This window comes from Phaeobacter sp. SYSU ZJ3003 (genome assembly GCF_041300735.1).
Classification (GTDB): domain Bacteria; phylum Pseudomonadota; class Alphaproteobacteria; order Rhodobacterales; family Rhodobacteraceae; genus Phycobacter; species Phycobacter gallaeciensis_A.
This window is the reverse complement of record NZ_PXNU01000021.1, coordinates 1-23,628: the sequence shown is the minus strand read 5'-3', so window position 1 is coordinate 23,628 and position 23,628 is coordinate 1. Positions and strand designations below refer to the sequence as shown.

The following is a 23,628-nucleotide window of genomic DNA, read 5'->3' as shown; positions in this document are numbered from 1 at the left end:
CTGGGTTGGCCGCGCGCCTACTCACCCCGGCCGAACAGCGCGTCCATCTTGCGCGCCAGCTTGGCATCCTGCGCGCTGAGCCCGCCCACATCATGGGTGGTCAGAACCACCCAGACCCGATTGTAGATATTGCGCCACTCCGGGTGATGGTTCCATTTCTCGGCCCAGATCGCCGCGCGGGTCATCCAGCCAAAGGCCTCATCAAAACCTGCGAACAGATAGACCTTGGTGATGGCATCGCGCCCTTCCACCATGCTCCAGCCCGCAGCGAACAGCGGATCCAGCAGCGGGCCACGGGTGGCCTCGGAGAGTTTCTCGGTCATTCCTGTTCCTCCACTTGTGCCTTTCGGAACGGACCATAATCGGTAAGGATCTCGATCTCTTCCTCGACCGCGGCCCGCTCGGCCTCCAGATAGCGTTGTACCGCATCTGCGAACCCGGGATCACCAATCCAATGCAGGCTGTGCGTCTGCGTCGGCAAATAACCGCGCGCCAGCTTGTGCTCACCCTGCGCGCCGGCCTCGACCCGCTTCAGCCCCATCGCGATGGCCTGTTCAATCGCCTGATAATAGCACAGTTCGAAATGCAGGAACGGGTGATGCTCGATGCAGCCCCAGTAGCGGCCATAGAGCGTCTCACGACCGATGAAGTTCAGCGCCCCTGCAACTGGGTGCCCGTCCCGTTCGGCCAGCACCAGCAGCATGTCATCCGCCATGACCTCATGCGCGATATCGAAGAAGGCGCGGCTGAGGTAGGGAGAGCCCCATTTACGGCTGCCGGTGTCCTGATAGAACTCCCAGAAGGCGTCCCAGTGTTCCGGGCGCAGATCAGCGCCAGTGTAACAGGTGATCTCACCGCCAAACGCCTGCGCCTGCCGCCGTTCCTTGCGCAGGGTCTTTCGCTTGCGCGACGACAGGGCAGCAAGGAAATCGTCGAAATCGGCATAATCGTCGTTCAGCCAGTGATATTGCTGGGTGGCGCGGCTCATCAATCCGATTTCGGAACCGATCTGCGCTTCCTCCTCGGTGCAGAAGGTCACATGCAGCGAAGAGACGTGATTGTCCGCCGCCAGTTGCACCGCGCCCTGCACCAGCGCCGAATGGCCGATGCCCTCGGCCCCCGGGCGCACCAGCAGGCGGCGACCGGTTGCTGGGGTAAAGGGCACCGCGATCTGCAGCTTGGGATAATAACGCCCGCCCGCCTGCTCATAGGCATGGGCCCAGTTGTGATCGAAGATATATTCGCCCTGGCTGTGCGATTTGGCATAAAGCGGCGCGCAGGCGATCAACTGCCCGTCCTGATAGGCGGTCAGATATTGCGGCTGCCAGCCGGTGCCGCGCCCAACTGATCCGCTTTGCTCCAGCGCCAGCAGGAACCGATGGGTGGTAAAGGGATCAAGCGGGCGCCCGCCCTCTGCTGCCTCGGGGCAGGCGCAGGCGTCCCAGTCCTTGGCCGCGATCTGCGACAGGGATTCCAGAACCTGAATTTCGATCCGTGCCTGATCCATACGACCTCCTTTGCCCATCAGTATCTGGCCCCTGACCGGGGCGGATCAAGACGGCAGCGGGGAAAGATAATTCTCAAAGGTCACATTGTCGGCAAAGCTGCGCGCCTCCGCCTCTTCGGCAGGCGAGGTTATGGTCCAGCACAGCACCGGAACCCCGGCATCGCGCAGCGCCTGCACCCGGGGACGGGCCAGATCGCTGGCTTCGTGGCTGATGAAACAGGCCTCTGCCCGGTCAAAATCCGGGATATTGCGCAGATCGTTGCAGACCGCGCGGGGCAGTTCAGGCCATTCTTCGGGCACATAGGCGCTGGTGACGATGCCGCGTGCGATATGAGGCGCCAGACGCGCCAGTTCCGCCACCGAATGCGGGTTGAAGGACATCAGCGCCACCGGCCCGTCATAGCCCTGCAAGGCCGCCACGGCGGCCTGTTCCAACGCCCCCACGTTCGCGCCCATCTGACCGTCCTGATCCTTGATCTCGATCAGCAGCGGCGCCTGCCCCGCCACCAGCTGCAGCACTTCGGCGAAATCCGGTATGCATTCGCCATCGCCGCCGCTCAGCGGGATCTGGCACAGCGCCTCTGCCGTGCGGGCCCGGACCGGGCCGGTCTCTTCGGTCAGGCGCTCCAGCGTATCGTCGTGAAACACCATCGGCTGGTCGTCGGCAGAGAGTTGCAGATCGATCTCGATCGCATAGCCCGCCGCGATGGCCGCGCGGATCGCCGCGCGGCTGTTTTCAGGTCGCCCCGCCGCCAGATTGTGCAGCGCGCGATGCGCCACCGGCAGCTTCAGGAACGGGGCCGGTAGTGCGGGCCTCATTTGATCTGGAACACCGCGTCGATTTCAACAGCAACGCCCAGCGGCAGAGAGGGGCTGCTGACGGCGGAGCGCGCGTGCCGACCGGCATCGCCAAGCGCCGCCACCAGGAAATCGGAGGCACCGTTCACCACCTGCGGCTGCTGGGTGAAATCGGCGGTGGAATTGACAAAGGCGCCCAGTTTCACGACCCGCACCAGACGCTCCAGATCACCGCCGCAAGCCGCCTTCAACTGTGCCAGAAGCGCGATGGCGCAGCGTTTTGCCGCCGCCTGACCGGCCTCGACCTCCATGTCATCGCCAAGGGTGCCGGTAATCAGCCCGCCTTCATCCGCCGAAATCTGACCGGAGACATAAACCATGTCCCCTGCCACGACGTAGGGCACGTAGTTTGCCGCCGGTGCCGGGGCTTCGGGCAGGGTAACGCCCAGTTCTGCAAGTTTGGCTTCGATGCTCATGACGGCTGTCCTCCAGATCACTGTTTGGAGGCGACGCTAGCGCCGAAGCAGGCCGCCGAAAAGAGCAAAACGCTCTGTCGGCGGCCCGCGTGATCAGGTTTCGCGGAAGGCCTTGACGAAATAATCGCTCAGCGGTTTCAGCAGATAGGCCATGGGCGAATGATCCTTGGTGCGGATATAGCTTTCCACCGGCATGCCCGGGATAAGGGCGGTATCCGCAGGCAGTCTTTCCAGCTCGCCTTCGTTCAACTCGATCTCGGCGCGGTAGTAAGAGACCCGCGTACCTTCGTCCTCAAAAGCGTCAGCAGAGACCTGCGTCACCTTGCCAAAGAGTTCCGGAGTCTGGCGCTGATCCAGCGCCGAGAAGCGCAGCGTCACCGACTGACCGACAAAGATCTGATCGATATCCGTCGGCACGACCTGCACCGCGATCACCAGCGGCCGGTCTTGCGGCACCAGATACAGCACCGGTTCTGCCGGGCGGATCACCGAACGCGGCGTGTGGACCTGCATACCATAGACAACGCCCGAGACCGGCGCGGTGATATCCAGCCGGTTCAGCCGCTCCAGAACCGAGCGGCGGGTTTCGGCCAGCTCCAGCTCCTGATAGCGAAGATCGCGCAGACGGGTGATCGCCTCTTCGCGCTGGCGCGAGCCAAGCGTCAGGATCTGGATATCGATTTCGGTGATGCGGCCTTCGGCCTGGGCCTGATTGGCCAGGAGCTCCCCCAGAGAGCCGCTGAGGTTCGCCTCGGTGCGGCGCAGGTTCAGAACCGTGCCAGCCTGCGCCAGCCCGCGCTCCAGCAGGGTCTGCTGGTTCTTCAGCTCTTCGCCGATCAGCTCCAGCTGCACCCGCATGGAATCCTGCTGCGCCTTGATGCCGACGATCTGATCGTTGATCTGGGCGCGACGTTTCTCCAGTTGCTCGATCTCGCGGGCAGTGGAATCACGGCGGGCCAGGAACAGACGCTGCTGCCCTTCCATCAGGTCGCGCACCTCGGGCCGCTCCGGCGCCAGCGCTACAAGTTCGGGATCAAAGGTGATTTTCTCCGCCTCGTCACGCTCGGCCTCAAGCCGACCACGACGGGCCATCATCTCGAACAGCTGGCCTTCGGTGATCACCAGCCGCGAGTGCAGTTCGGCCGCATCAAGACGCAGCAGCGTTTCACCGGCGGCAACGGTATCGCCTTCGTCAACCAGGATTTCCGAAACGATGCCTCCATCCAGATGCTGAACCACCTGCCGGTTGCGATCCACCTCAATCCGGCCGGTCGCCACAACTGCGCCCGCGATCGAGGACATCACCGCCCAGGTTCCAAACCCACCGACCAGAATCAGTAGTCCAAGAAGCCCGATGGCCAGCGGACGCCGGGCGGACCAGTCTTTTTCGACGCTCATTGTACACCTCCGGGGGCCCGTGCCTTGCGGATCGTCTGATGGTTCGCGACCATTTCCTGCAGTACCTTGTCCTTGGGACCAAAGGCGGTCTGTACACCCTGGTCGATCACCAGCAGCAGATCGCATTCCTGAATGGCCGCTGGACGGTGGGCCATGATCATCACCGATTTTCCTTCGGCCTTGAGCTGTTTGATCGCCTGATTGAGCGCCACCGATCCGTCATTGTCGAGGTTCGAATTGGGCTCGTCCAGAATGACGAAAACCGGATCATCATAAAGTGCACGAGCCAGGGCAACCCGCTGCATCTGACCGCCGGACAAACGCCCCCCACCGGAAGAAACCGCGGTGTCATAGCCGTCAGGCAGCTTGACGATCATATCATGCGCGGCAGCCTTCTTGGCCGCAGCGACAACCTTTCCGGCATCAGGCTCCTGAGACAGCCGGGCAATGTTCTGGGCGATGGTGCCGTCAAACAGCTGCACCCGCTGCGGCAGATAACCGATGTGGCGGCCCAGAACGTCCGGCGCATATTGATCGATGGAGGCCCCGTCCAGCCGCACCGTGCCCGCTGCCGGGCGCCAGGCGCCGGTCAGCGCCTTGGCCAGGGTGGATTTACCCGATCCCGACGGGCCGATCACGCCGATGGCCTGTCCCGGTTGCACCCGGAACGACACGTTGCGCAGCTGCGCTTTGTTGTCGCCGGGCGGCACCACCGCCAGCCCCTGCACCTCGAGCAGCGCCTTGGGCTGCGGCAGCGCGGTGCGTTCCTGTTCCGGCGGTACCTTGGCCAGAAGTTCGCCGAGGTTGCACCAGCCTTTCATGGCGCGCTGCACCATGGGCCACTGACCGAGACCCAGCTCGATCGGGGCCAGCGCCCGGCCCATCAGGATCGACCCGGCGATCATCGCCCCGGGGGTCATCTCGCCCTGCAGCACCAGATAGGCGCCCAGCCCCAGCATCGCCGATTGCAGAAACAATCGCAGCGTCTTGGTGAGGGTGGTGAAGCCGCCGCCAGTGTCATTGGCCGCGATATTGTCCTTCAGCGCCGACGTGCGCGCCTTCTGCCAGCGCTGGAAGGCGGCGCCGCGCATCCCCATGGACTGGATCATCTCCGCCTCGGTGCGGATTTCCTCGGACATCAGGTTGGCCTTGTGGCCGGACATATTGGCTTTTTGCAGCGGCGTACGGCTCAGCAACTGGTTGAGAAGGGCAATCCCGATCAGCACCGCCCCGCCACCCAGCGCCAGCAGGCCGAGCCAGGGGTGGAACAGAGCGATCCCCGCCAGGAACACCGGTGTCCACGGCAGATCGAAAGCAGCGCCCAGCACCGGCGATGAGATCAGCCGCTGGATCGATTCCAGATCGCTGAGGCCGGTCTGGGCGACCGGATCCCGCGCCACCGCCGAGCGGCGGATCATGGCATCGAACACCCGCTGGTCCAGCGCCGCCTGGAACCGGGCCCCGGCCCGGGCCAGGATCCGGCCACGGGCGTAATCCAGAAGACCCATCATGCCGTAAAGGAACACCACCAGGAGCGACAGGGCGACCAGCGTGGCCTCGGAGCGGCTGCCCAGAACCCGGTCATAGACCTGCATCATATAAAGCGGGCCGGTCAGCATCAGCATGTTCACGAAAAAGCTGAAAACTCCGGTAGACCAGAAAAGCCCACGGTTGCGGCGACGCACATACCGAAGCTCATCAAATCCCGGTTTTATATTTTTTTCCTTCATCGCTGGTTCCAATACCTGTTCAAGCGCGCCTGTTCATACTAAAGCAGGGCAGCGAGCTGCCCGCAGAAAACCTGTTCCAATTCTGCCACAGTTTCACAATCAAGGCCTTCAAAGGGTGGGAAGCAGAAGGATTCCCAATAAGTGCGCACGGTGTGCTCCAAATTTGGACCAAGGGAAACCCAGACCCGATGACTTTTTTTACGCGATCATTTGCAACGCTCTCTGCCCTGCTTGTATCAGCTCTGCTTTTGGCTGGCTGCGCGACACAGGATCCGGCGGCAAAAGCTGCGGGCGAAATCTTCGATCCCTATGAAAATACGAACCGGGCAGTGCATCGGTTCAACCTTGGCCTTGACCGAGTGGCCTTCCGTCCGGCCTCCAAAGGCTATGTCGCGATCGTCCCCGACCCCATGGTCACGAGCTTTTCACATTTTGCTGAGAACCTCTCGATGCCGGGTCAGGCCGTGAATGCGCTACTTCAGGGCAACCTCAAGGAATCCGGGATCGCGCTGGCGCGGTTTGCCATCAACACCATCGTCGGCGTCGGCGGCCTCGGCGATCCGGCCAGTGCCTTTGACATTCCGCCGGTCGATACCAATTTCGGTGAAACGCTGCACGTCTGGGGCGTTGGCGAAGGCGCCTATGTGGAACTGCCGGTTTACGGTCCTTCAACAACCCGTGACGCAGTGGGCATCGCCGTTGATTTTTTCACCAATCCCATTTCCTTTGCTGAGCATAATCCAGCCGACAACATCGGTGTCTACGCAGAGATCGTGCGTCGGCTTGGAGACCGTGGAAGATATTCTGATACCGTGGATTCGATTCTCTACGAAAGCGCCGACAGCTATGCGCAGGCCCGTCTGATCTACCTTCAGAACCGCCGTTTTGAGCTGGGTGAAAGCAGTGAGATCACAGAGATCGATCCGTTTGAACTGGATACCGAAGGGTTTTGAACGATGAACCGCCGTATGTTTCTTGCCGCAGCTGGTGCTGCAACCATCACCGCGCCCAGTGCGCTCTGGGCTTTGAACGAAAACTCGGCCAGCCGGTTGATCGACAATCTTGTCACTGACATCAATCGCGTCATTGCCTCGGGCAAGTCCGAAAATGCCATGTACCGCGATTTCGAGCGGATCTTTGGCCAGTACAGCGACACCTCTTATATTGCTGCCTATGCGATGGGCGTCGATGCTCGCCGCGCCTCGGCAGCGCAGAAACGGGCCTTCTCTGACGCCTTTCAGGGCTACATCTCGCGCAAGTATGGGCAGCGGTTCCGTGAATTCATCGGCGGTCGCCTCGAGGTGACCGGTGTGAAGCGCGTCAAGAAATGGTTCGAGGTCAGCACCACCGCCTATCTCAAGGGGCAGGCGCCGTTCGAAGTGACCTTCCTGGTTTCCAACCGCTCCGGCAAGGATCTGTTCTTCAATATGTATATTGAGGGCGTAAACCTTCTGCTGACCGAACGGACCGAGATCGGCGCCATTCTCGACCGCAACCGCGGCGACATCGACAAGATGATCTCAGAGCTGAAACGCCTCAGCTGATCCCTGCCACTTTTCGCTATGATCCACTGGTTTGCCTTGCCTGTGGTCGCGGCATCGCGACTACACGGGTCGCCGCGACCTCTCCCCGCCAGCCTGCCGGGGGCGCCAGCTCAGTTGCCGAAGATATCCCTCAGGATGCCATCCACCGCGCGGCCCAGCTCCTGACCAATCCGGGGGCCGCGACGCTGATCCCTGTCTGAGGGCTGCGGCGTGGGCAGTGGATCCGGCGCCTGCATCGGCAGCGGTTTCGGCTCCAGGCCCTCGTGCACCCGCACCATCGCCTCTTGCCAGATCTCGGCCGGTAGCCCGCCTCCGGTCACACCGGTCAGCGGCGTGTTGTCGTCATAGCCCATCCAGACCCCGGCGACGTAATCCGCCGTGAAGCCGATGAACCAGGCATCCCGCGCCGCCTGGGTGGTGCCGGACTTACCCGCCGCCTGCCAGCCGGGGATCTGCGCCCGCCGTCCGGTGCCTTCGGCGATCACCTTTTCCATCATCCAGACCAGTTGCTGCGCCGCCTTGGTGCGGATCACCCGCTCTCCCATACCGCCGCTGGAGCCCATCAGCGGTTCACTGTCTTCCACAAGGCTCAGCGAGGTCACCCCATAGGGGGTTACCGAAGAGCCGCCGTTGAGGATCCCGGCATAGGCGCCGGTCATGTCCAGAAGCGTGCTTTCCGAGGCGCCCAGCGCCAGCGCCGGACCTTCAGCCATCTCGTTGTCGATGCCAAAATCGCCAGCCACCCGGCGCACCAGATCGCGGCCCACCGCTTCGGAAATTTTCACCGCAGGAATATTCAGCGAATCCCGCAGCGCCTGTGTCAGGGTGATTTCGCCATAGTATTTGCGGGTATAATTCTGCGGGCACCATTCGCCCGATCCCGGAATATCCATGCAATAAGGCGCATCCAGCACCCGGTCGAGCGGCGAGTATCCCAGCTCCAGCGCCGTGGCATAGACAAAGGGTTTGAAAGCGGAGCCCGTCTGCCGTTTCGCCTGGGTGGCGCGGTTGAAGACGCCGGACACCCGCGTCTTGCGCCCGCCCACCATGGCGCGCACGGCGCCATCGGCGCTCATCACCACAATGGCGGCCTGAGCCTTTGACCCTTCGCGCACCTTGTTCTCAAAAACATGATCCACCGCGCCTTCCACGGCTTTCTGAAGGCGCTGGTCCAATGTGGTGCGGATCACCACGTCCTCGGTGGTCTGATCGCCGAAATAGCTGGGGATCGTATCCATTACCCAATCGGCGAAATATCCCCCGGCCCGCGCCTCGGCAGCTTCACTCAGCTCGGCGGGGTGGCTTTGCGCGTATTGGGTTTCCTTGGCTGTCAGATAGCCCTGTTCGTTCATCAGGCGCAGCACGGTGGCGGCGCGGTCCTGCGAGCGTTTGAGATTATTGGTCGGCGCCAGCGAAGACGGCGCGGTCAGAAGACCGGCGATCATCGCACCCTCGGCCGCGTTCAGCTGGTTCGCGGATTTTCCGAAATAGCGCTGCGCCGCCGCCTCGGCCCCATAGGCGCCGCCGCCCATATAGGCCCGGTTCATATAGATCGAAAGGATCTCGTCCTTGGTGTATTTGGCCTCCATCGCCATGGCGTAGACCGCCTCGGTCGCCTTGCGCCAAAGGGAGCCCTGACGGCAATCGGCCTCATAGGCGCGTTCGCTTTCCCAGACCTCGGGGTCATAGACCTCGCCAAGGCATAGCAGCTTCGCCGTCTGCTGGGTGATGGTCGAGCCGCCATGTCCGGACAGTGGACCGCGCCCTTCGCTCAGGTTGATGCGCACCGCGCTGGCAATCCCGCGCGGCGAGACGCCGAAATGACGGTAGAACCGCTTGTCCTCGGTGGCGACCACCGCGTTCTTCAGGTGTTTCGACACGGTCTGTGTGGTGACGACGCCGCCAAACTGATCCCCGCGCCAGGCAAAGACCTCTCCCTTGGCATCCAGCAGGGTGACCGAGCCACGCGCCCGCCCATCCAGCAGCTGCGTCACCTCGGGCAGCTTCATGTATTGATAGCCGACCGCCAGGGCGACGATGCCAGTGCAGATCAGCCCAACGCGCCAGGTAAAGCCCCAGACCAGACGCAGCAGCCATCGAAACGGTGCCAGCAGGGTCCCGATCAGCCCGCGTTTGCGTTTGGGGGTTGGTTTGCGCGTCGCTGCTGCCTTTTTCCGCGGCGCAGCCTTCTTGGGCGCTGCGGCAGGTTTTCGGCGCCCGAAGAGAAACCCAAAGATCCCACCACCAGAGCTGCCTTTTCGTGCGCCCCGGCGCGCGGGCTTTGCCCCTTTGCCGGATCTGCTTTTGGGATAGCGTTTATCCGCCACCAGCGGCTTGCGCCCTGATCCTTGTGCCATGTCAGTATCCTGCCAGTGTCCTGCCCGGTTTGCCCGTTTTGGCGACAATAAACCGATCCCACTGCTTTGTAGAGGGGCAGTTTTGCCGGAAACTCCCTCCTCAAAACGCTCAAAATGCAGGCATTGACCACTTTTTAAGCAAAATAATTAGGCCAGAGGCCGCCATTCCGCCCTGCAAACAGGCTCTTCCGGTTCCCCCGACTCGGGGTGGCCGCTTTGCTGCAGGTGCGAATGGAGCGGCCTAAGTGGTCCAGAAATAGGGTGTCGAGATGAAAATGATCATAGCAGCCATCAAACCCTTCAAACTCGAGGAGGTCCGCGAAGCGCTGACCGGAATCGGCGTTTCAGGTCTGATGGTGACGGAAATCAAAGGCTTTGGAGCCCAGGCGGGCCACACGGAAATCTACCGTGGCGCGGAATACGAAGTGAACTTCGTCCCCAAGGTCAAACTGGAAATCGTGGTGCCAGGGGAGCTGGCGGATCAGGTGGTCGACACCATTTCGTCCACCGCCCGCACCGGCAAGATCGGCGATGGGAAGATCTTTGTCCTGGATGTGGCACAGGCCGTGCGGGTGCGCACCGGCGAAACCAACCTCGAGGCGCTTTAAGCGTCCATTTCGGAGGAAAATACAGATGCGTAAACTGAAACTCTCTCTTGCCGCCACGGCCTTTGCCGCCCTTCCGGGCCTGGCACTGGCGCAGGACGCGGCAGCAGAAACCCCCGACATCAACCCCTATATCTTTACCACCCTGCTGTTCCTGATCGGCGGCTTCCTGGTGTTCTGGATGGCTGCAGGCTTTGCCATGCTCGAAGCAGGCCTGGTGCGTTCCAAGAATGTGACCATGCAGCTGACCAAGAACATCGCGCTGTTCTCGATCGCGGCCATCATGTACTGGCTGATCGGTTTCAACCTGATGTACCCCGGCGACTGGGTGATCTCTGGCGTGATGGGCCCCTGGTTCTCCATCACCTCGCTTGAACCGGTTGGCCTGGCGGCAGCGGATGCCTCGCTCGACTATGCTTCGGTTGGCTCCGACTTCTTCTTCCAGCTGATGTTCTGCGCCACCACTGCCTCGATCGTCTCCGGCACCCTGGCCGAGCGTATCAAGCTGTGGCCCTTCCTGATCTTCGTCGCGATCCTGACCGGCGTGATCTACCCGATCGAAGCCTCTTGGCAGTGGGGCGGCGGCTTCCTGTCCGAAATGGGCTTCTCCGACTTCGCCGGCTCGACCCTGGTGCACGCAGCAGGTGGTTTCGCAGCCCTCGCAGGCGCGCTGATCCTCGGCCCGCGTATCGGCAAGTACAAAGACGGCAAAACCATCCCGATGCCCGGCTCCAACCTGGCTCTGGCGACCCTGGGTACCTTCATCCTGTGGCTCGGCTGGTTCGGCTTCAACGGTGGCTCGCAGCTGGCGATGGGCACCGTGGGTGATGTGACCGACGTGTCGCGCATCTTCGCCAACACCAACATGGCTGCCGCCGCTGGTGCTGTCGCTGCCCTGCTGCTGACCCAGGTCATGTTCAAGAAGCCCGACCTTACCATGACCCTGAACGGCGCTCTGGCCGGTCTGGTGTCGATCACCGCCGGTCCGCTTGATCCCTCGTTGTTCGGCGCACTCTGGATCGGTGCTGTCGGTGGTGTGATCGTGGTCTTCGTTGTGCCGATGCTGGACAAGCTGAAGATCGACGACGTCGTCGGCGCCATCCCTGTGCACCTGGTCGCAGGCTTCTGGGGCACCTTCGCGGTTCCCTTCTACACCGAAGGTACCTCCTTCGTGACCCAGATCACCGGCTTCGTTGCCATCGGCGCCTTCACCTTCATCGTCTCCGGCATTGTCTGGCTGATCCTGAAGGCAACCATGGGCATCCGCGTCACCGAAGAAGACGAGATCAACGGTCTCGACATGGCGGAACTGGGCATGGAAGCCTATCCGGAGTTCAAGGCAGGCTAAACCCAGCCTCCTGACACAGATCTAGGAACGCGGCCTCTCGGGGCCGCGTTTTTCTTTGCCTAGTCCCCTTTCCCCCAGCATCGAGTGAACCCTCCCGCCCGCTCCGGCACAGTCATAGACTGTCCCTTTGCGGTTGGGCCCGGCGCCGCTGACGCGGCGCCTGCTGCTCTCATCTGCCGCCAAAGCCCCGCCCATCAAAGCGCACCGCGGGTCAAGGGCCGCACCAGCGGCCTCGCGCAAGGCGCGAGGTTCCCTTGAGGCGCGGTGCGCTGCTGTTCACAATGGTCAAGGCGCGTTTGAGGGCAGACCTGCCCTTAAACCGCTTCTCAGCGAAATCCCTTGCGCCGCGTCAGCGGCGCCAGGCCCAAACCCGCCAAGGGTTCTTGCCAGAGGCAAGGCACCTGCGGGCGCGGGAGCCCCTGCCCCATGACAGTAACACAAAAAACGCGCCCCACTCGGGAGCGCGTTTGACTCTTCACATCATTGTTTGTCGCGGCGCTCAGACGCCCGCGTCGATGATCGCCTTGGCCAGCAGCGGCACCGTGGTCTTGTTGAGACCCGCGATATTCATGCGGCTGTCGCCGACCATGTAAATGCCATTGTCGACACGCATCTTCTCGACCAGCTCGGGCGTGGTCCCGAGCAGCGAGAACATACCCCGGTGCTGCGCGATAAAGCCGAAGCGGTCCGAGCCGCTCAGGCGCTGCAGCTCATCCGCCAGCTGCTGACGCAGGCCCAGCATGCCCAGACGCACCTCTTCCAGCTCGGATGCCCAATCGGCGCGCAGGGCGTCGTCGTTCAGGATCATCGTCACCAGGCGCGCGCCGTGATCCGGCGGGAAAGAGAAGTTCTGCCGGTTGAGGAAGGCCAGCGTGCCTTGGTTCAGCGCCTGGGCGCTGCCGTCCTGGCTAACCGCCATCAGAAGGCCGGTGCGTTCGCGGTAGATGCCGAAATTCTTGGAGCAGCTTGCCGCGATCAGGCATTCGGGCGTCTGGGCAGCCACCATGCGCACACCCGCTGCGTCTTCTTCCAGACCGTCGCCAAAGCCCTGATAGGCAATGTCGATCATCGGGATCAGACCGCGCGCGTTCAGAAGGTCGATCACCTCCTGCCACTGGGTGGTGTTCAGGTTGGCACCGGTGGGATTGTGGCAGCAGCCGTGCAGCAGCACCACGTCGCCCTTCTCGGCGCCCTTCAGATCCTCGATCATCCCGTCGAAGTTCACGCCGCGGGTTTCGCGGTCGAAATAGCGGTAGGTGACGGTCTCGATGCCGACGTATTTCAGGATCGAGATGTGGTTCGGCCAGGTCGGGTCCGACACAAAAACGCGTGCCTTGGGGTTGGCCATCTTGATCAGCTCGAACGCCTGGCGCACGGCACCGGTACCGCCGGGGGTCGCGGCGGCAGCGATATTGCCGCGATCAACGCTACCCGCAAGGATCAGCTTGATCATCACATCGGCATAACCGGGATCACCCGCGAGGCCAGTATAGGCCTTGGTGGTTTCTTCTTCCCACAGCTTGTGCTCGGCGGCCTTGATCGCGCGCATCACCGGGGTGACGCCCTCGGCGTTCTTGTAGACACCGACACCAAGGTCGATCTTATCCGCGCGCGGATCTTCGCGGTACATCTGCATCAGCGCCAGGATCTTGTCCGCTGGCTGCGGTTTCAGGGTCTCGAACATCAGTTCTCTCCGGTTGCAACGGGTAGGGTCGGGAAGGCGCCCCATTCTGCCCAGGATCCATCATAAAGCGCGTGATCGGTCTTGCCGATGCGCTCCAGTGCCAGGCTGAGAACGGCGGCGGTCACACCCGAGCCGCAGGTGGTGATGGCAGGTTTCGCAAGGTCGACACCGGCCCCTTCAAAGGTGGCGCGAATGCCGTTTGCGTCTTTCAGGGTGCCATCGGGGTTCAATAGGGTAACATAGGGCACGTTCTTAGAGCCGGGGATATGGCCCGAGCGCAGCCCTTCGCGCGGTTCCGGGACCTCGCCGCGGAACCGTTCGGCAGCGCGGGCGTCGATGATTTCATGATCGCCCAGCTTGGCGGCCGCAGAGACCTGCGTCACATCGCGAACCAGCTGGTTCTGCACCCGCACGGTCATGTGGCGGTCGCGGATCATCGGCGGCAGGTCTTCGACCGGATGCCCCTCAGCCTGCCATTTCGGCAGACCGCCATCCAGCACCGCGACATTCATCTGCCCCATCAACCGGAACAGCCACCAGACACGGGCCGCCGATTTCAGACCGGCGCCGTCATAGACCACCACCTGATGACCGTCGCCCACGCCCATCGCGCGCAGGCGCGACATGAACTTCTCGACCGGTGGCACCATATGGGGCAGTTCCGACCGGTGGTCCGAAATATCATCGATGTCAAAGAAGCGCGCGCCGGGGATATGGGCCGCGTCATATTCCGCCTTGGGATCGCGGTTCTCATTGGGCAGATACCATGACCCGTCCAGAATCCTGAGATCGGGATCCTTCAGATGGGCTGCCAGCCAGTCGGTTGACACAAGAGTTTTCGGATCATCCATCAAAAACGCCTCCCCTCAGGTTCGCTGGCGCATGGGTACAGCCCACCGCGCGGAGTCGCAAGAGAAGCGGCTGTTCCGGTACAATATTTCCCTGATACATGCACCAAACGTGGTGCCGTGGCGACAAACGGCCCGCCGGGCCTGCCTCGTCCCCGTCCCGAAGGATGGTTCCGGCAGCTCAGGCTATTGGCGTCAGCGCGCGTCCTTCAGCAGCCGCTGTTTCTGGCGCGACCAGTCGCGTTTGGCCTGGGACTCGCGCTTGTCGTGGTTCTTCTTACCCTTGGCGATGCCGATCTTCATCTTCGCCATGCCCCGATGGTTGAAATAGAGCACCAGCGGAACCAGGGTCATGCCCTTGCGCTGCGTCGCATTCCACAGGCGTGCCAGCTCCTTGCGCGACACCAGCAGCTTACGGCGGCGACGCTCCTCGTGCTTGAACACCTTGGCCTGCGCATAGGGCGCGATATAGGAGTTCACCAGCCACAGCTCCCCGTCGTCGACGGTCGCATAGGATTCAGCGATATTGGCCCCCCCGGCGCGCAGAGATTTCACCTCCGACCCCTCAAGAACGATCCCGCATTCGAGATCTTCCTCGATCGCGTAATCGAACCGCGCCCGGCGGTTCTCTGCAATCACTTTGTAGTTCGGGTCTGATTTCTGCTTGGCCATGGCAGGCAGATGTAAGCGCGCCCGGGACCGGACGCAAGATGACTCAGGCTTTGCGGCTGCGGATCAGGGTAAAGACACCACTGGCCACGATCACCGCACTGCCAATCAGCGTCAGCGTATCGGGCCGCTCGCCAAAAACCAGGATGCCCAGCACCATGGCAAAGACAAGCCGCGTATAACGGAAGGGCGCCACGACCGAGATTTCGCCCAGCCGCATGGCGCCGGTCAGCGCCCCGTAGGCGATCACCCCGATTACCGTGGCGCAGGCCACATCCAGCCAGACGCTTGGGTTCGTCAGCGCCCCTTCCCCCAGCCCATCAAGCCCGGTCCAACCCAGCGCGATGACCCCGGCCACTGCCAGCATGGCAAAACCCAGCATACCGAGCTGGCTGTTGTGCATCGACACATGCGCCGCCCGCGTTGCCAGATCGCGCCCGGCAAAGCCCAGCGTTCCGGCCACCGCGAACAGCGAAGCCGGTTCAAAGCCGCTGACCCCGGGGCGCAGGATGATCAGAACCCCGGCGAAACCGACCAGAATCGCCAGCCAACGCCGCCAGCCCACCGTTTCGCCAAAGAACACCACCGCGCCCGCCGCGACCACCAGCGGCGTCGCCTGCAGGATGGCCGAGGCCGAGGACAGCGGCGTCAGCGCAAGGGCCAGGGTAAAACACAGACGCCCAACGACCTCTGACAGAGAGCGCAACAGCATCACGCGCGTGCAATAGGCCGGGTGCCACAAGGCCTGTCCCTGCGCACGCGCCACCAGTGCAAACAGCACCATACCGCCAAGACCGAAGAAAACCAGAATCAGCCCGACCGGCAGCGCCTGCGCCGCTGATTTGATGAACATATCCTCCAGCGCAAAGGCCCCCATGGCCAGCACCATCAACAGACTGCCGCGCAGCGTTTCCATCGGTGCCTCCCCCAATCGGCTTTTACGTCCCTGCCAAAGCCCTAGTCACAAGGTGAGACTTCGGCAAGCACTGCCGTGTGGTGCCATACGGAATTGTGACCTTTGCGGGCGCAGGATCTGATCAGCCAGTCGGATCCGGTTTGCGATAATGGTGCATGTTGAGAAAGGCCGCCCCGTCCGGCCCTGCACGGTACCCATGGGGCTGATCGGCCGCAAAGCGCAGCCCCTCCCCGACGTCGAGCCGCACCCACGCCCCATCGCTCAGCACCTCCACAGGCCCTTCGAGCACAAAGACCTCTTCGGTCACGCCCGCGTCATGCGCCTGGGACTGGTGGCACTGATCCGGTCGCAGGCGCACGTGAAAGGTCTCGGCCCCGAGATTGGGATCAAAGGGAAAGACGATCTTGACCGCGATACTGCCGGGAAACTGCACCGTGCGGAACACGCTCTCGCCCAGAACCTTGGGCTGACTGCTATCCTCGATCAAGGCGGTCAGCGGCAGGTGAAACCCCTTGGCGATCTTCCAGAGCGTGGCGATGGTCGGGCTGGATTCGCCTCGTTCGATCTGCCCCAGCATCGCCTTGGAGACTCCCGTCACCTCGGCCGCCCGCGACAGGCTGAAACCGGCCTCGGCCCGGATCTGCTTCAGATTCTGCGAAATCTTGTCTTCGCCTACAGGCGGGGACGCGGGCTGCGTTGGCATCGGTCTGTCGATCTCTTCAAAAAAGCCTTGTGCGTTATAGCGCACAGAAGATAATGTGCGCTATAACGCACAAACTGACCCTACAAGAGCCCGACGCCCGGGAAAACCCCATTCAGGATCCCCATGATGCCGCAGCTGAAACTCTCTCATATCACGGCAGGCGCCGTCGCCGTTCTGGTCGGGTACACCAGCTCGGTGGCGATCATCTTTCAGGCCATCGCGGCGTTGGAGGCAAACCAGGCGCAAGCCAACAGCTGGCTTCTGGCCCTCGGGCTGGGCATGGGGATCACGAGCCTGATCCTGTCGCTGTGGTTCCGCCTGCCGGTTCTGACCGCTTGGTCCACGCCCGGTGCCGCTCTTCTGGCGGTGGGCGGTGGCGCGACCACCCTACCCGAGGCCACGGGCGCCTTTCTGTTCTGCGCCGCCTTGCTAACGCTCACCGGCCTCACCGGCTGGTTCGAGCGGCTGGCGCGGCTGATCCCGGATACGCTGGCGAATGCGCTTTTGGCCGGGATCCTGTTCCGCTTTGGGCTGGAGGCGTTCACTTCGCTTGAAGAAGACGTCTGGCTGGTCGCGGTGATGGGCGCGGTCTTTCTGATCGGCAAGGTCTATGCACCGCGCTACACGATCCCGCTGGTTCTGCTGGCGGGTGTCATCTGGGCCGCCGCAACCGGCAGCTTCGGAGACCTGCAGCAGCTGAACCTGACCCTCGCCACCCCCGAGGCGGTGATGCCCGAATTCACCCTTTCGGCGCTGATCGGCCTTGGACTACCGCTCTATATCGTGACCATGTGTTCCCAGAACATGCCCGGCGTGGTGACCTTGCGCAGCGCAGGTTACGTTCCGCCGGTTTCGGCCGCGCTGACGGTGACCGGGATCGCTTCGCTGATCCTCGCCCCCTTTGGCGGCTATGCCTTCAACCTGGCCGCCATCACCGCCGCCATCTGCGCTGGTCCCGAAGCGGATGAGGATCCGAACACCCGCTACCTCGCCGTGGTGGCCGCCGGGGTGATCTATTGCGCCGTGGGGCTGGGCGGCGCTGCCGTGATTTCCCTATTCCTGATCGCACCGCATGCGCTGGTCGCCACCATTGCAGGCCTTGCGCTCTTGTCGACCATCGGCAACGGGCTGTCCCATGCGCTGGCCCCGACCGAAGGGCGCGAGGCGGCACTGCTGTGTTTCATGGGCACGGTTTCGGGCATCAGCTTTCTCGGGATCGGCGCGCCCTTCTGGGCCCTGCTGATCGGCCTTGCCTGTCACCTCACGCTGAGCCGCCCGTCGGTGACATTCAGAAAACCCGCATAACCCATTCCGCAACCGCCCCGGAAATCGGAGCAAAATAACCAAAATCGCCCCTCAGTTATTGCGTTTGTTTCGCGAATCATGTCCCTGAGGGTAAAAAGGGGAAATAGCCACATGCCAATGTACCGATCCAGAACCTCCACCCATGGACGCAACATGGCCGGCGCGCGTGGCCTTTGGCGCGCAACCGGTATGAAAGACGATGATTTTGGCAAGCCGATCATCGCCATCGTCAACTCCTTCACCCAGTTCGTGCCAGGTCACGTCCACCTCAAGGATCTCGGCCAGATGGTCGCCCGCGAGGTCGAGGCCGCAGGCGGCGTTGCCAAGGAATTCAACACCATCGCGGTGGATGACGGTATCGCCATGGGCCATGACGGTATGCTTTACTCGCTGCCCTCGCGTGAGGTGATCGCGGATAGCGTGGAATATATGGTCAACGCCCATTGCGCTGATGCCATGGTCTGCATCTCCAACTGCGACAAGATCACTCCGGGCATGCTGATGGCCGCCATGCGTCTCAATATCCCGGTGATCTTCGTCTCCGGCGGCCCGATGGAAGCGGGCAAGATCGACATCGCCGATCTGGATGCCAAGAAGATCGACCTCGTCGATGCCATGGTTGCCGCCGCCAGCGACACACTGAGCGACGAACAGGTCCAGCATATCGAGGAAAACGCCTGCCCCACCTGCGGCTCCTGCTCGGGCATGTTCACCGCCAACTCGATGAACTGCCTGGCCGAGGCGCTGGGTCTTGCCCTGCCCGGCAACGGCTCCACGCTTGCCACCCACGCCGACCGCAAGAACCTGTTCCTGGAGGCGGGCCGCAAGATCGTCGACATCACCAAACGCCACTACGTGGGCGAGGAAAAAGGCCTGCTGCCGCGCGAAATCGCCACCTTCGAGGCCTTTGAAAACGCCATGAGCCTCGACATCGCCATGGGCGGCTCGACCAACACGGTGTTGCACCTCCTGGCCATTGCCAATGAAGGCAAGGTGGATTTCGACATGTCCGACATGGACCGGCTCAGCCGCAAGGTGCCGTGCCTGTGCAAGGTGGCCCCCAACATCGAGAACGTCCATATGGAAGACGTGCACCGCGCTGGCGGCATCTTCTCGATCCTCGGAGAACTCAGCCGCGCCGGTCTGTTGCACGATGACTGTTCCACCGTACACTCCAGCACCATGGGCGAAGCCATCGCCAAATGGGACGTCAAGGTCGCCAACAACCCCGAGGCCGAAGAGCTGTTCAAGGCGGCGCCGGGCGGCGTGCGCACGACCGAGGCCTTCTCGCAATCCAACCGCTACAAGGAGCTCGACACCGACCGGAAGGGCGGCGTCATCCGCTCGGCCGAACATGCCTTTTCCAAGGATGGCGGCCTTGCGGTTCTGTTCGGCAATATCGCGCTGGATGGCTGCATCGTGAAGACTGCTGGCGTCGATGAAAGCATCCTGAATTTCACCGGTTCGGCCTATGTCTGCGAAAGCCAGGATCAGGCCGTCAGCGACATCCTGACCGGCAAGGTCAAGGAAGGCGATGTGGTGGTGATCCGCTATGAGGGCCCGCGCGGCGGCCCGGGCATGCAGGAAATGCTCTACCCGACCTCCTACCTGAAATCCAAAGGTCTGGGCAAAGCCTGCGCCCTCCTGACCGACGGGCGTTTTTCCGGCGGCACCTCGGGTCTCTCCATCGGTCACGTCTCCCCCGAAGCGGCCGAAGGCGGCGCCATCGGCCTGGTGCAGATGGGCGACACCATCGAGATCGACATCCCCAACCGCTCGATCCACCTGGCCGTCTCGGACGAGGAACTCGCCAGCCGCCGCGCCGCGCAAGAGGCCGCTGGCTGGAAACCGGCGAAACCGCGCAAGCGCAAGGTCTCGACCGCGCTCAAGGCCTACGCGATGCTGACCACCAGCGCCGCCAAGGGCGCCGTGCGCGCGCTGCCAGACGACGAGTGACCGCCTCTGAATGAATGACGAAGGCCCCTCGCCAACCCGGCTGAGGGGCCTTTTTCTTATCCGGCCTTCGACCGCGGCATCTGCGACCCGGGTCAAGGGCGGCTCCGCCGCCGCGCGGCCCGCGCGGTTCACCCTTGACGCGCCCATCCCAAAGAAAATCGATAGGGTGCGTTGAGGGCAGACCTGCCCCTCAACCGCTTCTCAGCCCCCTGCGCGCCGCGCCAGCGGCGCCACGCCCAACCAGCGGATGGGCATTTTCAATGCCCGACGATGGGCGGGAGTACCCCTGTTTCTGCCAAAGACACGATCAGTCGCCCAGCTTGGCGTGCACCTCGTCCAGATCGATCTCTCCGATGGGCATCTTGTTGGCCGGGTTTTCAAAATCGTATTTGAACAGATCGAAGTCGCGCTTGTAGATCTCATAGATCAGATGCATCGACAGATCGTCGAAGTAATCCTCGACCGGATGCGCGCGTTTGGGACCGTGGCCTTCGCTTTCGTTGAAGCGCGGGATTGCCGCCAGATCCACGGGATGCGGCGTCTCGATGGCGTCCAGAACGCCCTGCATCCCATCGTTAAAGGCCTCGGTCCAGATGATCTTGTTGTAGCGTCCGCCATTCACGATAAAGGTCGACACATGCCCCGAGGCCGCCGACCAGTGGATATCCGGCTCCATCGGACGCCGGAACCGGATGGTGTCGCGCACGAATAAAAGGAACCGCCGGAAGCTCTTGATCTGGTCGAACTCCTGCTGGCCATCCTCGCCGCCGACCTCGATCCCGTAATCATAGACCAGCCGTGGCACCAGATTGCCACGATAGCGCTTGCCGTTGCGCTGGATGCCGCAGATCTTGTCAAAGAAGGAGCTGAGCACCCGGGTATAGGGGTTGCGCACGCAGGTGAAGGCATAGGTGCGCTGGCCCAGCACATTGCGGCTGATCGGCTCCTGACTGACCTCCTGCGCCCATTTATGCAGGCCTTCCTTTGAATCGTGAATATCGCCCTCAAAGAACCTGCCGTGATCGGAATAATAGAGTATCTGACCGATGGTCGAACAGGCGCATTTCGGCACCACCCGGTAAATCACGCTTTCACTCTCGGTCATCCAGGTTCCTGGGAATCCCATCCGCAACCAACTCCGTTCCTGTCCACTCGACGCAACAATGACCACATCGCGACCAAAAGACAAATAATCTTGTTTCTTCAAACAGCTCCGAGCTTTATCAAGAAGACAATCCAGCAAAACAGGGGCGTACCGTCGTCAGAATGGCAAAAATTGCATACATACTGCTCTGCCATAAGGACCCCGAGGCGATCATCCAGCAGGCCGAACGGCTGACGGCGGTCGGCGATTACATGGTGATCCATTTCGACGGCCGCGCCAGCGATCAAGACTATGCCGAGATCCGCGCGGCCCTCGACGACAATCCCAATGTCTGCTTTCCGCGGCGGCGCATCAAATGCGGCTGGGGAGAATGGTCGCTGGTCCGCGCCACCCTAGCAGCAATGCGCACCGCCGCCGACAACTTCCCCAGGGCCACCCATTTCTACATGCTGTCGGGCGATTGCATGGCGATCAAGACCGCCCAGTACGCGCATGACTATCTGGATCAGAACGATTTCGACTTCATCGAAAGCTTTGATTTCTTCGAAAGCGACTGGATTAAGACCGGCATGAAGGAAGACCGGTTGATCTACCGGCATGTCTTCAACGAACGCAAGAACAAGGCTCTGTTCGAATGGAGTCATAACCTTCAGAAGAAACTCCGCCTGCACCGCGCGGTGCCTTCGGACATTCAGGTTCAGATTGGCAGCCAGTGGTGGTGCCTGCGCCGCCGCACTGTTGAGGCGATCCTGCAATTCGTGCGGGAGCGGCGCGATGTGGTCCGCTTCTTCCGCACCACATGGATCCCGGATGAGACCTTTTTCCAGACGCTGGTCCGCCACCTGATCCCGGGCGATGAGATCCAGTGCCGCACGCTCACCTTTCTGATGTTCACCGATTACGGAATGCCGGTGAATTTCTACAACGATCACTACGATCTGCTGCTGAGCCAGGATTTCCTCTTTGCCCGCAAAATCAGCCCGGATGCCAAGGATCTGAAACGCCGTCTCGGGCGGCTCTACGCGGCCGAGGGCGTGGAGTTCCAGATCTCGAACGAGGGGCGCAGCCTGTTCCAGTTCCTTACCCAGCGCGGTCGCAACGGACGCCGCTTTGCACCGCGGTTCTGGGAAACCGAAAGCAGCCTGGGGCGAGAACGCGAATTGACCATGGTCGTGTGCAAGAAATGGCACGTGGCCAAGAGGCTGATCCGGCAAGTCAACGAGCGCACTGAGGTTCCGGCCATCGCCTATCTCTTCCACGAGGAAGACACGCCCTTACCCGATCTTGGCGGGATCGAAGCCTCGCTGTGGAAACGCACTCGCCACCGCCGCGCCCTGATGCGCATGCTGTTTGAATATTACGACAGCAACCGGCTGATCGTCTGCATAGATCCCTCGGGGCTGGAGCTGATGAATGACTTCGCCTCTGACCGCTCAGTGACGCAGGTGCTTCACCTCGATTGTGATTTCACCGATGAATATCTGATCGCCCATGCCCAGCGATCTGGCCTTGTCGGAGTGCAGACACCGAAACAGACCCTCGACCGGATCCTGCCGACCATCCGCAATGATATCCTGCATGAAACCGACCGGATCCGGGATGCCGGGTTTGATCCCTTCGTTACCCTGCACGAGGCGGACACTGCAGAAGACAAGGTCGCCAAACTGGCCAGGGTGTTTGGCATTACGGCGGAGCAGGCCAAAGACATCAGCCAGAACCCAGATCTGTTCAGCGATTAATCGACCTCAACCGTAAGGGCCACCCCGCACCCCCGGCGCGGCGAACAGGATCACTTGTTGCCGCCACCAAGCCAGCGGCGCAGCCTGCTGCGGCGCTCTGATATGGCGTCGCCAGCGGCATAAAGGCTGTCTTCCACATCATCGATCATCGGGTCGAGCCGGTTGCGGCGGAAGCGGCGCCAGCGCACGTAGATGGCCCAGAACAGCGCCGCAATCAGCACTAGGATCAGAATGCTGACCCAGTTCAGAGGTTTGTCATCCGGCCCGGCAACGGGTTTGATCCCAACCGCATTGGGAAAGGCCGACAGGAATTCGTTGCGCCAACCATAGTGCAGCACCGCCACCCATTCCGGCGCGGCCTTGTTCGAGATCGCGTCATTGGCCTCGGTATACAGATTGGCGGTGTCGAATTTGAAATAGGGCGGCCAGTTCCAACCGGTGTCCTCGTTCCGGTAAACGATCGCGCTGCCATCGGGACGCACCGCCTGAATGAACTGCACATCCCGGTTGCTCTGCTCGGTCGACTGGGTGTCGGGCGTCGACCAGAACATCCGCGTCCAGTCATTCAGTTCCTGACGCTCCTCGTAGGTGTTGACGATCCGCACCACGTCATACTGCGGCAACGTATAGTGCAGGAAGGCCCCGAACAGCAGCCAGACGGTGATCAGAAATCCCCATTTGATGTAGCCCATAAAGGCCTCCTATCTGAAATTTACCATATAGATCAGCGTCGCAATCAACCCCAGCGGCACCACATAGACAAGCAGGATCAGCCGACGCCGGAACGAATGGTCATACCGCCGCAACCCCCGCTGGATGAAGGCCGCGCGATCTCCGGTCAAGCCCTTCTCAGCCCAGCGGCGTTTCAACTTGGCCCGGCGCATTTCCCGCGAATAAAGCGACACGGCGCCGTAAACCACCGTGAGCCCAATCATCAGAA

At 62.0% G+C, this 23,628-nt stretch carries 22 protein-coding genes; 7 read left to right on the top strand and 15 right to left on the bottom strand.

The window, feature by feature from the left end:
• Window positions 1-17: 17 nt before the first annotated feature.
• The 6 genes from C6W91_RS09280 to C6W91_RS09255 form a co-directional block, all read right to left on the bottom strand.
• Window positions 18-323, bottom strand: coding sequence for a 4a-hydroxytetrahydrobiopterin dehydratase (locus C6W91_RS09280; protein ID WP_065271660.1), 306 nt, complete (start codon window positions 321-323; stop codon window positions 18-20).
• The gene (locus C6W91_RS09275; RefSeq protein ID WP_065273606.1) at window positions 320-1,507 is read right to left on the bottom strand and encodes a GNAT family N-acetyltransferase; all 1,188 of its coding nucleotides are present in this window, start codon (window positions 1,505-1,507) and stop codon (window positions 320-322) included. Before C6W91_RS09275 ends, C6W91_RS09280 begins: the two co-directional genes overlap by 4 nt.
• A gap of 45 nt (window positions 1,508-1,552) precedes the next feature.
• Window positions 1,553-2,326, bottom strand: a complete 774-nt coding sequence (locus C6W91_RS09270; RefSeq protein ID WP_065271661.1) for a glycerophosphodiester phosphodiesterase family protein — start codon at window positions 2,324-2,326, stop codon at window positions 1,553-1,555.
• The gene (locus tag C6W91_RS09265; protein WP_065271662.1) at window positions 2,323-2,781 is read right to left on the bottom strand and encodes a RidA family protein; all 459 of its coding nucleotides are present in this window, start codon (window positions 2,779-2,781) and stop codon (window positions 2,323-2,325) included. Before C6W91_RS09265 ends, C6W91_RS09270 begins: the two co-directional genes overlap by 4 nt.
• Window positions 2,782-2,874: 93 nt before the next feature.
• On the bottom strand, window positions 2,875-4,179 hold the full coding sequence (locus C6W91_RS09260) for an HlyD family type I secretion periplasmic adaptor subunit (RefSeq protein WP_065271663.1): 1,305 nt from the start codon (window positions 4,177-4,179) through the stop codon (window positions 2,875-2,877).
• Window positions 4,176-5,909, bottom strand: coding sequence for a type I secretion system permease/ATPase (locus C6W91_RS09255; RefSeq protein ID WP_274840008.1), 1,734 nt, complete (start codon window positions 5,907-5,909; stop codon window positions 4,176-4,178). Before C6W91_RS09255 ends, C6W91_RS09260 begins: the two co-directional genes overlap by 4 nt.
• A gap of 188 nt (window positions 5,910-6,097) precedes the next feature.
• On the opposite strand from C6W91_RS09255, the gene C6W91_RS09250 reads away from it, so the two are divergent.
• Entirely contained in the window at window positions 6,098-6,862 is a 765-nt protein-coding gene (locus C6W91_RS09250; protein ID WP_065271665.1) for a VacJ family lipoprotein, read from the top strand.
• A 3-nt stretch (window positions 6,863-6,865) separates the two neighbouring features.
• Window positions 6,866-7,453 (top strand): phospholipid-binding protein MlaC, encoded by a 588-nt coding sequence (locus C6W91_RS09245; RefSeq protein ID WP_065271666.1) that lies wholly within the window; start codon window positions 6,866-6,868, stop codon window positions 7,451-7,453.
• Window positions 7,454-7,563: 110 nt separating this feature from the next.
• On the opposite strand, the gene C6W91_RS09240 is transcribed toward C6W91_RS09245, so the two are convergent.
• Window positions 7,564-9,810 carry a transglycosylase domain-containing protein gene (locus C6W91_RS09240; RefSeq protein WP_065271667.1) on the bottom strand — a complete coding sequence of 749 codons (2,247 nt, stop codon included), beginning with the start codon at window positions 9,808-9,810 and terminating at the stop codon, window positions 7,564-7,566.
• A gap of 269 nt (window positions 9,811-10,079) precedes the next feature.
• Here C6W91_RS09240 and C6W91_RS09235 point away from each other — a divergent pair, with 269 nt between their 5' ends.
• The gene (locus C6W91_RS09235) at window positions 10,080-10,418 is read left to right on the top strand and encodes a P-II family nitrogen regulator (RefSeq protein ID WP_065271668.1); all 339 of its coding nucleotides are present in this window, start codon (window positions 10,080-10,082) and stop codon (window positions 10,416-10,418) included.
• A 25-nt stretch (window positions 10,419-10,443) separates the two neighbouring features.
• Entirely contained in the window at window positions 10,444-11,763 is a 1,320-nt protein-coding gene (amt, locus tag C6W91_RS09230) for an ammonium transporter (protein WP_065271669.1), read from the top strand.
• Between the two features lie 499 nt (window positions 11,764-12,262).
• Here the strand turns inward: amt and C6W91_RS09225 are convergent, their stop codons facing one another.
• From C6W91_RS09225 to C6W91_RS09205, 5 genes are all read right to left on the bottom strand, one after another.
• Window positions 12,263-13,447, bottom strand: a complete 1,185-nt coding sequence (locus tag C6W91_RS09225; protein ID WP_274840009.1) for an amino acid aminotransferase — start codon at window positions 13,445-13,447, stop codon at window positions 12,263-12,265.
• Window positions 13,447-14,298 (bottom strand): 3-mercaptopyruvate sulfurtransferase, encoded by an 852-nt coding sequence (sseA, locus tag C6W91_RS09220; protein ID WP_065271672.1) that lies wholly within the window; start codon window positions 14,296-14,298, stop codon window positions 13,447-13,449. The genes C6W91_RS09225 and sseA overlap by 1 nt, the downstream gene beginning before the upstream one ends.
• 192 nt (window positions 14,299-14,490) lie before the next feature.
• Entirely contained in the window at window positions 14,491-14,967 is a 477-nt protein-coding gene (smpB, locus tag C6W91_RS09215; RefSeq protein ID WP_065271673.1) for an SsrA-binding protein SmpB, read from the bottom strand.
• Window positions 14,968-15,010: 43 nt separating this feature from the next.
• Window positions 15,011-15,880 carry a DMT family transporter gene (locus C6W91_RS09210; RefSeq protein ID WP_274833256.1) on the bottom strand — a complete coding sequence of 290 codons (870 nt, stop codon included), beginning with the start codon at window positions 15,878-15,880 and terminating at the stop codon, window positions 15,011-15,013.
• 121 nt (window positions 15,881-16,001) lie between these two features.
• Window positions 16,002-16,583: a helix-turn-helix domain-containing protein gene (locus C6W91_RS09205; protein WP_274840010.1), complete on the bottom strand. Its 582-nt coding sequence runs from the start codon at window positions 16,581-16,583 to the stop codon at window positions 16,002-16,004.
• Between the two features lie 123 nt (window positions 16,584-16,706).
• Between C6W91_RS09205 and C6W91_RS09200 the strand changes: the two genes are divergently transcribed.
• On the top strand, window positions 16,707-17,888 hold the full coding sequence (locus C6W91_RS09200; RefSeq protein ID WP_274840011.1) for a benzoate/H(+) symporter BenE family transporter: 1,182 nt from the start codon (window positions 16,707-16,709) through the stop codon (window positions 17,886-17,888).
• A gap of 111 nt (window positions 17,889-17,999) precedes the next feature.
• Window positions 18,000-19,844, top strand: coding sequence for a dihydroxy-acid dehydratase (gene ilvD / locus C6W91_RS09195; RefSeq protein ID WP_274840012.1), 1,845 nt, complete (start codon window positions 18,000-18,002; stop codon window positions 19,842-19,844).
• 307 nt (window positions 19,845-20,151) lie between these two features.
• Here the strand turns inward: ilvD and C6W91_RS09190 are convergent, their stop codons facing one another.
• Complete coding sequence (locus C6W91_RS09190) at window positions 20,152-20,970, bottom strand: sulfotransferase family protein (protein WP_065271678.1); 819 nt, start codon at window positions 20,968-20,970, stop codon at window positions 20,152-20,154.
• Between the two features lie 140 nt (window positions 20,971-21,110).
• On the opposite strand from C6W91_RS09190, the gene C6W91_RS09185 reads away from it, so the two are divergent.
• Entirely contained in the window at window positions 21,111-22,688 is a 1,578-nt protein-coding gene (locus C6W91_RS09185) for a DUF5928 domain-containing protein (protein WP_274840013.1), read from the top strand.
• 50 nt (window positions 22,689-22,738) lie between these two features.
• Here the strand turns inward: C6W91_RS09185 and C6W91_RS09180 are convergent, their stop codons facing one another.
• Window positions 22,739-23,380 carry a DUF1523 family protein gene (locus C6W91_RS09180; protein WP_065271680.1) on the bottom strand — a complete coding sequence of 214 codons (642 nt, stop codon included), beginning with the start codon at window positions 23,378-23,380 and terminating at the stop codon, window positions 22,739-22,741.
• A gap of 9 nt (window positions 23,381-23,389) precedes the next feature.
• Complete coding sequence (locus C6W91_RS09175) at window positions 23,390-23,626, bottom strand: hypothetical protein (protein ID WP_370570772.1); 237 nt, start codon at window positions 23,624-23,626, stop codon at window positions 23,390-23,392.
• Between the last annotated feature and the right edge of the window lie 2 nt (window positions 23,627-23,628).

What these genes read in the sequence shown, in the direction of transcription:
- C6W91_RS09280 (WP_065271660.1), bottom strand. Translation starts at nt 323, where the DNA reads ATGACCGAGAAACTCTCCGAGGCCACCCGTGGCCCGCTGCTGGATCCG.
- C6W91_RS09275 (WP_065273606.1), bottom strand. Translation starts at nt 1,507, where the DNA reads ATGGATCAGGCACGGATCGAAATTCAGGTTCTGGAATCCCTGTCGCAG.
- C6W91_RS09270 (WP_065271661.1), bottom strand. Translation starts at nt 2,326, where the DNA reads ATGAGGCCCGCACTACCGGCCCCGTTCCTGAAGCTGCCGGTGGCGCAT.
- C6W91_RS09265 (WP_065271662.1), bottom strand. Translation starts at nt 2,781, where the DNA reads ATGAGCATCGAAGCCAAACTTGCAGAACTGGGCGTTACCCTGCCCGAA.
- C6W91_RS09260 (WP_065271663.1), bottom strand. Translation starts at nt 4,179, where the DNA reads ATGAGCGTCGAAAAAGACTGGTCCGCCCGGCGTCCGCTGGCCATCGGG.
- C6W91_RS09255 (WP_274840008.1), bottom strand. Translation starts at nt 5,909, where the DNA reads ATGAAGGAAAAAAATATAAAACCGGGATTTGATGAGCTTCGGTATGTG.
- C6W91_RS09250 (WP_065271665.1), top strand. Translation starts at nt 6,098, where the DNA reads ATGACTTTTTTTACGCGATCATTTGCAACGCTCTCTGCCCTGCTTGTA.
- C6W91_RS09245 (WP_065271666.1), top strand. Translation starts at nt 6,866, where the DNA reads ATGAACCGCCGTATGTTTCTTGCCGCAGCTGGTGCTGCAACCATCACC.
- C6W91_RS09240 (WP_065271667.1), bottom strand. Translation starts at nt 9,810, where the DNA reads ATGGCACAAGGATCAGGGCGCAAGCCGCTGGTGGCGGATAAACGCTAT.
- C6W91_RS09235 (WP_065271668.1), top strand. Translation starts at nt 10,080, where the DNA reads ATGAAAATGATCATAGCAGCCATCAAACCCTTCAAACTCGAGGAGGTC.
- amt (WP_065271669.1), top strand. Translation starts at nt 10,444, where the DNA reads ATGCGTAAACTGAAACTCTCTCTTGCCGCCACGGCCTTTGCCGCCCTT.
- C6W91_RS09225 (WP_274840009.1), bottom strand. Translation starts at nt 13,447, where the DNA reads ATGTTCGAGACCCTGAAACCGCAGCCAGCGGACAAGATCCTGGCGCTG.
- sseA (WP_065271672.1), bottom strand. Translation starts at nt 14,298, where the DNA reads ATGGATGATCCGAAAACTCTTGTGTCAACCGACTGGCTGGCAGCCCAT.
- smpB (WP_065271673.1), bottom strand. Translation starts at nt 14,967, where the DNA reads ATGGCCAAGCAGAAATCAGACCCGAACTACAAAGTGATTGCAGAGAAC.
- C6W91_RS09210 (WP_274833256.1), bottom strand. Translation starts at nt 15,880, where the DNA reads ATGGAAACGCTGCGCGGCAGTCTGTTGATGGTGCTGGCCATGGGGGCC.
- C6W91_RS09205 (WP_274840010.1), bottom strand. Translation starts at nt 16,583, where the DNA reads ATGCCAACGCAGCCCGCGTCCCCGCCTGTAGGCGAAGACAAGATTTCG.
- C6W91_RS09200 (WP_274840011.1), top strand. Translation starts at nt 16,707, where the DNA reads ATGATGCCGCAGCTGAAACTCTCTCATATCACGGCAGGCGCCGTCGCC.
- ilvD (WP_274840012.1), top strand. Translation starts at nt 18,000, where the DNA reads ATGCCAATGTACCGATCCAGAACCTCCACCCATGGACGCAACATGGCC.
- C6W91_RS09190 (WP_065271678.1), bottom strand. Translation starts at nt 20,970, where the DNA reads ATGGGATTCCCAGGAACCTGGATGACCGAGAGTGAAAGCGTGATTTAC.
- C6W91_RS09185 (WP_274840013.1), top strand. Translation starts at nt 21,111, where the DNA reads ATGGCAAAAATTGCATACATACTGCTCTGCCATAAGGACCCCGAGGCG.
- C6W91_RS09180 (WP_065271680.1), bottom strand. Translation starts at nt 23,380, where the DNA reads ATGGGCTACATCAAATGGGGATTTCTGATCACCGTCTGGCTGCTGTTC.